Source organism: Rhizobium sp. A37_96 (genome assembly GCF_053521765.1).
The window spans coordinates 102,537-111,639 of record NZ_JBNWDS010000018.1 but is presented as its reverse complement, the minus strand read 5'-3'; the positions used below and the strand labels follow the sequence as shown (position 1 = coordinate 111,639).

Sequence of the window (9,103 nt, the reverse complement as noted above, 5' to 3'; positions counted from 1 at the left end):
GGCTACGCCCTCCCGCGGGTCTCATGCGCGCGCCAAGGTGGCCGACTATTGCGCCGCCGCGTGGCCGGTTTTTACTCCGCCGTTGACAATGATACAGGCAGGAGGATGGTCATGGACGCGAGTAACGTCGCCGCTCATTGGGAAAGCAATGCCGAAACCTGGACGATTTACAGCCGTGCAGGCTACGACAGATACCGCGACGCCTTGAACACGCCGGCGTTTCTCGAAATGCTGCCGCCGGTCGCCGGCCTGAAGGGGCTTGACCTCGGCTGCGGTGAGGGCACCAATACCCGGGCGGTGGCGCGCCTCGGTGCTCGCATGACCGGGCTCGATATCGCGCCGACTTTCGTCCGCCACGCCCGCGATACGGAAGCGCAGGATCCGCTCGGCATCGACTATGTTCTGGGGGACGGCCAGTTCATCGATTTTCCCGATGCCAGTTTCGACTTCGTCACCGCCTTCATGTCGCTGATGGATATGGCGGATCAGCAAGGGGTGCTGAAGGGCGTAGAGCGCATTCTCCGGCCCCGGGGCTTCCTGCAGTTTTCCATTCTGCATCCCTGCTTCGTGCCGCCGACGCGCAAGAACATACGCAACGAGACCGGCGAAGCGGTCGCGGTTCAAATCGCCGACTATTTCGACGAAACGGACGGACGGATCGAGCGCTGGCTGTTTTCGACCATTCCGGCCGAGCAGCGCGCAGGGCTGACGCCATTCTCCATTCCGCGCTTCCATAGAACGCTGACCAGCTGGGTAAGCATGATCGTCGGCGCCGGTCTCGCCATCGAGGCCTTTGGCGAGCCGATGGCAAGCAGCGAAGTGGCCCTTGCCGAGCCGGTGGTCGCCGATACCCGTATCGCCCCGATCTTTCTGCACATCAGGGCCCGCAAGCCCTGACGTAAAGTGTCATTCCTCATTGCTTTTCGATGCGGATGAAAAGGCTGCAGACCGGCCTGTTCATTCCGCAGCCTGCGTGAGGGATGCCTTATCCGATGCGCGCTCGCCGGACAGGCTTGCCTGCCCCAGAGCGACGATCAGGACCGTCGCAAGGCTCGCCATGACGGAGACCCAGAAACCATTCGCCGGGCCGAAATTGTCGACCACCCAGCCGGAGGCGAAGGCGCCGAGCGCCATGCCGATACCGATGCCGGTCATGACCCAGGTCACGCCCTCGGTCAGCATCGTTTCCGGCACGCGACGCTCGATCAGCCCGAAGGCGGTAATGAAGGTCGGCGAGATGGCGACGCCGCTGAGGAAAACGGCAAAGGCCAGCAGCGCGACCGATGTGCCTGCCACAAGAAGCGGCAGAGCGGTGAGGGCAAGGATGCTGACGGCAATCAGCAGCTGCCGCTGCAGCGGCAGTTTCGGGTTCAGCGCTCCGATGACCAGACCGACGACGAAGGAGCCAAGAGCATAGACGCCGATGACGACGCTTGCTGCTCCTGGCTGGCCGAGCTGCTTGGTGATGGCAACGGCACTGACTTCCGCCGTGGCGAAGGTGGCGCCAACAAAGATCAGGGCAAGCGTGATGATCTGCACCGGGCGAAGGCGGATCGCCGAGCGCTGGGGGACGTCGGAATCGAATGCGCGCACCGCGGGTTCCGTCGACCGTTGCAGCAGGAAAGCGGTTGTCCCGAGCGCGAGGAAGATCGTGCTCACGATCATCCCCGCTTCCGGAAAGAGGGAGACGGCAAGGCCGACCGAAAGGGAAGCGCCGGCGATGTAGACGAGCTCGTCGGCCGCGGATTCGAACGCGAAGGCGGTGTTCAATTCAGGCCTGTTGCGGAAGATCTCCGTCCAGCGAGCGCGTACCATCGCCGGTATGCTCGGCATTGCGGCGGAGAGGAGGGCGGAGGCAAACAGCGTCCAGGCCGGCCAGCCCTGGTTGGCAGCGATGACGAGAACCGCGAAGGCGATGACCGAGACGAAGGTGGCGGGCGCCACGACCGCACGTTGGCCAAACCGGTCTACGAGCCGTGATATCTGCGGCGAAACAACGGCATTGGCCAAGGCGAAGGTCGCCGAGACGGCGCCGGCAAGCCAATATTCGCCGCGTGTCTGAGACAACATGGCGACAATGCCGATAGGGGCCATCGCAATAGGGAGACGGGCGAAAAACGCGGCGGCCGAAAAGCTTTTGGCACCCGGAGCACGGAAAATCTCACTGTATGGATTGGGCATCGGAATATTCCCTGGATTGGGTAGGATCACCATACGCATACGGGACGTATGCGAATGAGATAATTGCATACGTTGCGTATGTCAACTAGTATGCGGGGTGCATGTGAATTGACGGATGCCGCTAACGGACGAACGATGCGCAAACCTCGCAGTGAAATGATTGCCGAAACACGAGCCAAGCTGTTGACTGCCGGCCGCAAGGCATTCGGAAGCGTCGGCTATGCCGAAGCGTCCATGGATGACTTTACGGCCACCGCCGGGCTGACACGCGGCGCACTTTATCATCACTTTGGCGATAAGAAGGGGCTCCTTCAAGCTGTGGTCAGCGAGATCGATGCGGAGATGGCCGCAAGACTTTGTTCGATCTCGTCCCGGGCACCGTCGCGCTGGCAGGGTTTCGTCGATGAGAATGTCGGCTATGTGCAGATGGCTCTCGAACCGGAAATCCAGCGCATCATGTTTCGCGACGGACCGGCCGTGCTTGGCGACCCTTCGGGATGGCCGAGCGCCAATGGCTGCATCTCCACGGTGGCGCAAAGCCTTCGCGACCTTCGTGAGGAGGGCACCATTGTCGACATAGACCCGGAGGCCGGCGCCCGCCTCATCAATGCGGCAAGCAGCATCGCCGCGCAGTGGATCGCCAATTCAGACGATCCGGAAGCGACGTCGAAACGGGCAGTCGAGACGTTCCGTACCTTCCTTGAAGGGCTTCTGGTCGGGAAGCCCGATCGCGGTTGAGGCCGACAGCGGCGATCATTCGGTCGATGCAGCAACGAAAACCGCCAGCTGAGCGGCGAAAGCGCGTTTGTATGCGGGCCGGGCTTCGCCCCGGGCGACATAGGCGGAGAGGTTCCGGTATTCGTCCAATATCCCGGATGCTTTCAATCGAAGCAGCACCGATACCATCAGAAGGTCGCCGGCACTGAACCTGCCGTCCAGCCACTCGGCATCGCCGAGACGATTGGAAAGCTCGCCCAGCCGCGTGCGGACGCGCTCCTCGACGAGGGGCCGGCGTTGCTCGTACCAACTCTCGCCACCCTCGACGAGCTTGGCGATAGCGAGATCGACGATCGGCTGCTCCACCGTGGTGAGTGCGGCAAACATCCACATGATCGCACGCGCCCGGGCATTCGCATCATCCGGCAACAGGCCTGCATGGTGCTCGGCGATGTGAAGCACGATGGCCCCGGACTCGAACAGGGCAAGATCGCCCTCTTCATAGGTCGGAATCTGCCCGAAGGGATGAAGCGCAAGATGCGCAGGCTCTTTCATCGCCTTGAACGAAAGCAGGCGAACGTCGTAGGGCTGCCCGACCTCTTCCAGCGCCCAGCGAATGCGCATGTCGCGCGCCAGGCCCCTGCCGCGATCGGGCGACTGTTCAAAGGCAGTCAGAGTAATCGTCATCGTCGCTCTCCATGGCTGGTCTATCCTGAAGACGGCTGGCGAAACGAGAATCCGACACGCCCGCTCGAATATTCCCGCGCTCGGCAACGGCCAGCCCGGATACATGGCGGCCATGTGCCCGATCACGTCATGGATAGGCGGCCCGGCATACCTGCGCGACGATGCTGCGCAGCCAGCGATGAGCCGGATCGGCGTCGGCGCGCGGATGCCATATTGCGGCAACCAGTATTTCCGGCGTCTTGAACGGCAGTTCGAAACTGCGAATGCCGAATTCCGCCACCGGCTCGTTCACCTTGTTCTTTCCGAGGCAGGAGATGGGGACGGCCGCGACCAGATCCGTCGAGGCGGCAATTCTCATCGCATCCGGGAACCCCGGCACCACGACACGGATTTCCCGCTTCAGACCCATCGTCTCCAATGTGTCGTCGATCGCTTCGGCAAACTCTCCCCTTCTGGACGCGACGACATGGCTGCAGGCGGCATAGCGCTCGGTTGTCACCGCCTTGTCGGATAACAACGGATGCCCCTCCCGCGCCACTCCCACCAATCGATCGCGAAACAGAAGCCGCGTTCTCAATTCGGGCGCGGGAATACCGAGGACGCCGATTTCCAGATCGATCAACCCCTCCCGAAGCATATGGGGTTCCTTGTCCGGCTTGAGAGCGAAGCGAAGGCGAACATGCGGTGCGGCCCTGGTCACGGCCGATACGAGGGGCGCCGACAGCAGCTCGAGAAACGCCTCGCTGACGCGGATCGAAAAGGTCGTTTCCAGCGTGGCGATGTCGAGTTCACTCGCAGCGGGCCGCAAGAGAGCCCGCGCATCCTCGGTCACGGCATGCACACGCTCCCGCAGGCTCTCGGCAAAACGTGTCGGCACCAGCGAGCGGCCGGCCCTGACGAGAAGCGGGTCGCCCGTCACGGACCGCAGCCGCGACAGGGTGCGGCTCATGGCGGAGGGGCTGAGCCCCAGCCGCTTTGCCGCTTCCGTCACGCTCTCTTCGGCAAGAAGAACGTCAAGCGCGACGAGAAGATTGAGATCGATGTCTTCCATGGTGAGTTGGTAGATCAAATCAGCCAATACGCCTAGCGTCGGACGCAACTATTCTTTGCATTCTGTGCGTCTGGCGAAATCCGCGTATAGCTTTCATATTCACCACACAGCAAACAAGCAGAGGAGGCATCCAGCATGCCGTCACCCAATTCCACCACCGCCGCCAGCATATTGATCATCGGCGCATCCCGAGGGCTCGGCCATGCCATGGCGGAAGAATTCTTCAAGAAAGGCTGGTCCGTCGTCGGCACGGTGCGGGCCTCGTCAGCGCGGACGAAGCTGCATGAGCTGGCCGACGCTTCCGATGGGCAGGTCACGATCGAAACACTGGATATCAATGAGCCCGCGCAGCTTGCATCGCTGCGCGAGCGTCTGGCTGGTCGGGTCTTCGATATCCTGTTCGTCAATGCCGGAACAACGAACGTTCCGACCGAGACGATCGCCGAGGTGACGACCGATGAATTTATCCGCGTGATGGTGACGAACGCGCTCAGTCCGATGCGAACCGTCGAGGGGCTGCAGGACCTCGTCTCGCCGACAGGTCTGATTGGCGTCATGTCGTCGGGGCAGGGCAGTGTCGCCAACAATACGACGGGCATGAGGGAAGTCTATCGCGGCAGCAAGGCCGCCCTGAACACGCTGATGCGTAGCTATGCCGCCCGGCACGCCGGGGATGCGCGTGCGCTGGTGCTCATGGCTCCTGGCTGGGTGAAGACCGATATGGGCGGCCCGGATGGCAAGCTTACCATCGAGGAGAGCGTTCCGAACCTGGTGAACGTGCTTCTCGATCAGCGGGGAAGCACCGGCCTGCAATATCTGGACTATCTGGGCCGAACGGTTCCATGGTAACCGGTCCACGAGACGCGGCGCCTTCATCGATGTCCGCAGGTGCATCCTTCCGGGTTAGGGCGGCAGTCCTGACTTTGCGGCCGCCGCATGTTCATGGACTTCAATCGGAATCTACTGGTGGTGCCAAGCGACCTTCCGTTCGATCTGGAACGGCTCGACGAGGATATGAAGCGATATCTTGGTAATGCCGGGGTCGGATAGGAACCGTCGATCTAGCGGCTGCGCCACTTGAACCCGCTCGCGATAGAGCTTAATCGCCGCTCCAAGGTCGATATCGCCGCGCAACCGCTGGAGTTCGCAATCACCAACCAGCATATAAACGGTGGCCTCCTGGCCGACAGCGGGGCGCGAAGCGACCTCGCAGGGGGGCTATGTCGTCGGAGAGGCGTTGAATGCGGGGCAAATGTTCGGAACCAGGGTTGCGGCGCACATCGCGGCGAGCGGTAGGGCAAAGCCGTCCCAGGCGAAGACTATTGCGGCCGGAGCGCACAAGGGCGCTTCCGAATTGCTTGCACTTCTGAGACCCGACGTCCCCTGACCGCAAAGTCGATCCGGTCGGAAGTCCAGGCAATAATGAGCGACAAGGCCGGCCTGATCTACTACCCGGATGGCGAACTCCTTCCGGCGGCCGGGGCCGGTCCGCTCGAGGAGTTTCGCTTCCGGAAGGAGCTTGACGCCCAGAGTCAGGAGCAGATCGTCGTGCGACTGGATGAAAACGTCATGAAGTTCCCGACCCGTCCAAACAGGACCTTCGCCGAGAGCGCCAAGTTCTTCTTCGAGCGCGATTGGCCGGCTGGCTGACGGGCCATGTCTACGGCCGCGACCTCGTCAGGACAATCTCTCCGGACGGCCGCATGTCCCTTTTTATGCTTGGCGTTGTTGTCGTAGCTCGCTGCTGTTTACTTGGTCTCAGGCAAGGTGGAGTGGCAGATCAGGTTGCCGGATGTGTCAAACACCTGCAATTCTGCAGCCCATTTACCAGGAGCGCCGTTGACGACAACCTTTGAGAGATCTTCTTGATGCCCTCCTTTGATCGAGAACTCGCCGCCTTGAGAGTTGGAGGACATTCCGCCTTCCGACATTGAGCGCACTCTGAACTGGTACGTACCCTCGCGGGCGGCCACTGGAATCAAGACCGCGGAAAGATGTGCCATGCCACCAGCCTCATGATATTCGATCTTGCAAATGTCCGCAGGGGGTAAGGTGGTAACCATCTTCTATCAAGCTCCTGATGTTTTGGAGGGTCGATATGGTGGATCGACCCTCCCGATCCGTTCAGTGTTGGACTGTCACGGACGTATTGTTCTTGCCGGATTGTGTTGTTTCCGAATAGTTGCCATGGCTGAACTGCACGGTTGCCGACAGGTTGTCCCTACCTGCCTGGGTCGTGTAGCTTTGGTTGTTCTTGCCGAACTGTGCGGTCGCCGAGATATTGTCTCGTCCGGTCTGAATCGATTGACCGTAATTGCCCTTGCCGACCTGCCCGATGCCGGCAAAATTCCCGTGGCCGACCTGTCCGATAGCCGAGACGTTGCCGTTGCCCGACTGCGAGGTGACCGAGACGTTTCCGCCCGCGAAAGCAGCCGTTGAGACCAGCGCGAAGGCGGCGGAAAAAAGAAGGGTTCTTGTGGACATATATTTCTCCTCCAGGTTGCCGTCCTTATTGACGGTCGTCGGAGAGTAGCGTTTTCCGTACCTGCTCGCAGTTACTCAACCTCACCACGTATCTAGTCAGTTTCGAGCCATTGAATGGACCGTCATTCACCCGTGACCATGCCGAACGTCTATTCGGGACCCCAAATCAGCCCTGCCTTTTAGTCTAAATGGACTATCCAACGAAGAATGCGAGCGTCGACAAGAGAGTGAGCAGCTGTCCTTGTCTGTGAAAGCCGCTGCGCGCCATAATTGATGTTAGTTGATTGTGAACTGTGTTCTTGGCGACGCCTCGAGCCTGGGCGATTTCTGCCGGCGCTCTTCCTACGGCAAGGGCACAGGCAAGGTTCGCTTCAGCGGTCGTCAAGCCCAGCACAGAACTGACCAGGGCCGGCGTCAGCCCGTTGTGATCTCCGATCTTGTAAAAGCTCAACATGAATTTCAGCTCGCCATCGAGGTAGAGATTCACGAATGGCGTCGTGGACAGCGATTTCAGCCCGACGAGATCGGCTTTCAACAGCCAGCCCAAGGACTGCGCGGGATCTTTGACCCAGGCGACATGCGCGATATCCTGGCCACTGGCCGCTTGCTCCAAAAGCCGGTCGATCTCCTTCCGCAGGGTAGGATTGCCGACGATCAGCGACCCTTCCGAGATTTTGAGAAGCGAGCCGCTTTTCTCCGTCAAACGCTCAAACGCCCGGTTGCCGTCAATAATCCTGAGGTCGCTGCGAACAATGGCGCGAGGCGTGATCGAAAGCGAGAACAGCCGGTCCAGTTGCACGGCTTTTTCCCGGTCTCTCCACATCTGCCGGTGAATGCCAACGGCGATTTGGAGATGAGGCGTTATTGCCAAAAGCAGCTGATTGGCCAGCTTCATGTCGGTTTGATCGTCGCGGCTGAAAATCAGGCCGAGATTGAAGCGTCGATACCCTTCCTTGGAAATGACCGCGATAAACAATTGCCCTTCGAAGCTAAACATATCCGCCAGGCGAGACTGCCACGGCAGTCCGTCTCGCCGCACGTCAAGCATGAGGCTGCTTCCCGGGCCGAGGCTCGCAGTCATAGCGTGCACAATGTCGACAACATCCGGTTGGACGAGCAGCGCCTTGTCCACGCACTTGCAAACGACACTGGCGCTCCGCTCGGTGCCGGAGCATAAACCCATGAAGAAAGCGCTCGTTGCGCCGGTCATCTTTCTTATTTCGACCAGAACTTCGCTCCAACCTTCAGGGTTGTTGATAACCTGATAGATCGTCTGGACGACGTAAGATTGCATTTCCTGATCGAAATCAGTCGGCATTTTTCCCTCCCCTATCCTATTTTCGCGCAAGGTTCCGGAGCGAGCCACTCGTGGCAGGACGGATTACTATGCGAAGTTGGTGTATTTTTGGATCTGATGGAGGGCCGACGGACAGGCTGGGGCTGAGACGCGAAAGGACGCATACCCCCTTTTTGGTGATGAGCATTTGCATGCAGCTCTGCTTGAGCCACCGCACGTAACATATTCAAACCCGGCCATTTGTTCCTCCCCACTGTTCATGATGATCCCCTGGAATGGATGGCAGATAAGACTGATAGAATTCGCAGCCATTGGGCGACATGCAAAATTTCATCAAGGGACACACAAATATAAAATCTTAATAATTTTCAGATTTTCTGAGTAGTCTTCGGTCAAAGGCATGATTTTTCTGGGAAAAATAATATCTATATTCAACGGTTGAATCAATAAAGAACATTTTTCAACCCCTCATAACTTGATTCAATTGGTGTTACCTCTAATTGTATTTTGAATTTATTTTAAGTATTTTTATCGATGTAAAAGTATTAATAATGTATATTATCGCGGATCTGCTTTTCCTTCGGTGATGAAACGGAGTTTGCGAAAGCCGGGAGCAAGCTTTATCGCCAGTATTGTTCTGACGAAGCAAAGGTTTTGCTGCGCGCCCGCAATCGCCGCTGCCGGCT

General features: G+C 59.2%; 9 protein-coding genes and 1 pseudogene. 4 read left to right on the top strand and 6 right to left on the bottom strand.

Annotated elements, in window-relative coordinates; translation table 11 throughout:
* The first annotated feature begins 111 nt into the window (after window positions 1-111).
* The gene (locus ACQZ6J_RS29755; protein WP_163990627.1) at window positions 112-897 is read left to right on the top strand and encodes a class I SAM-dependent methyltransferase; all 786 of its coding nucleotides are present in this window, start codon (window positions 112-114) and stop codon (window positions 895-897) included.
* Window positions 898-957: 60 nt separating this feature from the next.
* Here the strand turns inward: ACQZ6J_RS29755 and ACQZ6J_RS29750 are convergent, their stop codons facing one another.
* Window positions 958-2,181, bottom strand: coding sequence for an MFS transporter (locus ACQZ6J_RS29750; protein ID WP_449086660.1), 1,224 nt, complete (start codon window positions 2,179-2,181; stop codon window positions 958-960).
* Window positions 2,182-2,316: 135 nt separating this feature from the next.
* Here ACQZ6J_RS29750 and ACQZ6J_RS29745 point away from each other — a divergent pair, with 135 nt between their 5' ends.
* Window positions 2,317-2,919 carry a TetR/AcrR family transcriptional regulator gene (locus ACQZ6J_RS29745; protein ID WP_163990631.1) on the top strand — a complete coding sequence of 201 codons (603 nt, stop codon included), beginning with the start codon at window positions 2,317-2,319 and terminating at the stop codon, window positions 2,917-2,919.
* 15 nt (window positions 2,920-2,934) lie between these two features.
* Here the strand turns inward: ACQZ6J_RS29745 and ACQZ6J_RS29740 are convergent, their stop codons facing one another.
* Together ACQZ6J_RS29740 and ACQZ6J_RS29735 are read right to left on the bottom strand one after the other, a co-directional pair.
* A complete protein-coding gene (locus ACQZ6J_RS29740; protein ID WP_449086659.1) occupies window positions 2,935-3,585 on the bottom strand; it encodes a glutathione S-transferase family protein in 651 nt (216 codons plus the stop codon).
* Between the two features lie 127 nt (window positions 3,586-3,712).
* The gene (locus tag ACQZ6J_RS29735; RefSeq protein WP_449086664.1) at window positions 3,713-4,636 is read right to left on the bottom strand and encodes a LysR substrate-binding domain-containing protein; all 924 of its coding nucleotides are present in this window, start codon (window positions 4,634-4,636) and stop codon (window positions 3,713-3,715) included.
* A gap of 135 nt (window positions 4,637-4,771) precedes the next feature.
* Here ACQZ6J_RS29735 and ACQZ6J_RS29730 point away from each other — a divergent pair, with 135 nt between their 5' ends.
* Both ACQZ6J_RS29730 and ACQZ6J_RS29725 read left to right on the top strand, forming a co-directional pair.
* Window positions 4,772-5,485, top strand: coding sequence for an SDR family NAD(P)-dependent oxidoreductase (locus tag ACQZ6J_RS29730; protein WP_449086658.1), 714 nt, complete (start codon window positions 4,772-4,774; stop codon window positions 5,483-5,485).
* Window positions 5,486-5,563: 78 nt separating this feature from the next.
* Window positions 5,564-6,300 (top strand): annotated as a pseudogene (locus ACQZ6J_RS29725) (oxidoreductase); the annotation flags it as partial.
* Between the two features lie 84 nt (window positions 6,301-6,384).
* Here the strand turns inward: ACQZ6J_RS29725 and csgH are convergent.
* The 3 genes from csgH to ACQZ6J_RS29710 all read right to left on the bottom strand — a co-directional run bounded on the left by csgH (window position 6,385) and on the right by ACQZ6J_RS29710 (window position 8,438).
* The gene (gene csgH, locus ACQZ6J_RS29720) at window positions 6,385-6,699 is read right to left on the bottom strand and encodes a curli-like amyloid fiber formation chaperone CsgH (protein ID WP_163990648.1); all 315 of its coding nucleotides are present in this window, start codon (window positions 6,697-6,699) and stop codon (window positions 6,385-6,387) included.
* A 61-nt stretch (window positions 6,700-6,760) separates the two neighbouring features.
* A complete protein-coding gene (locus ACQZ6J_RS29715; protein ID WP_163990649.1) occupies window positions 6,761-7,120 on the bottom strand; it encodes a hypothetical protein in 360 nt (119 codons plus the stop codon).
* A gap of 193 nt (window positions 7,121-7,313) precedes the next feature.
* Window positions 7,314-8,438 (bottom strand): helix-turn-helix transcriptional regulator, encoded by a 1,125-nt coding sequence (locus tag ACQZ6J_RS29710; protein WP_449086657.1) that lies wholly within the window; start codon window positions 8,436-8,438, stop codon window positions 7,314-7,316.
* Between the last annotated feature and the right edge of the window lie 665 nt (window positions 8,439-9,103).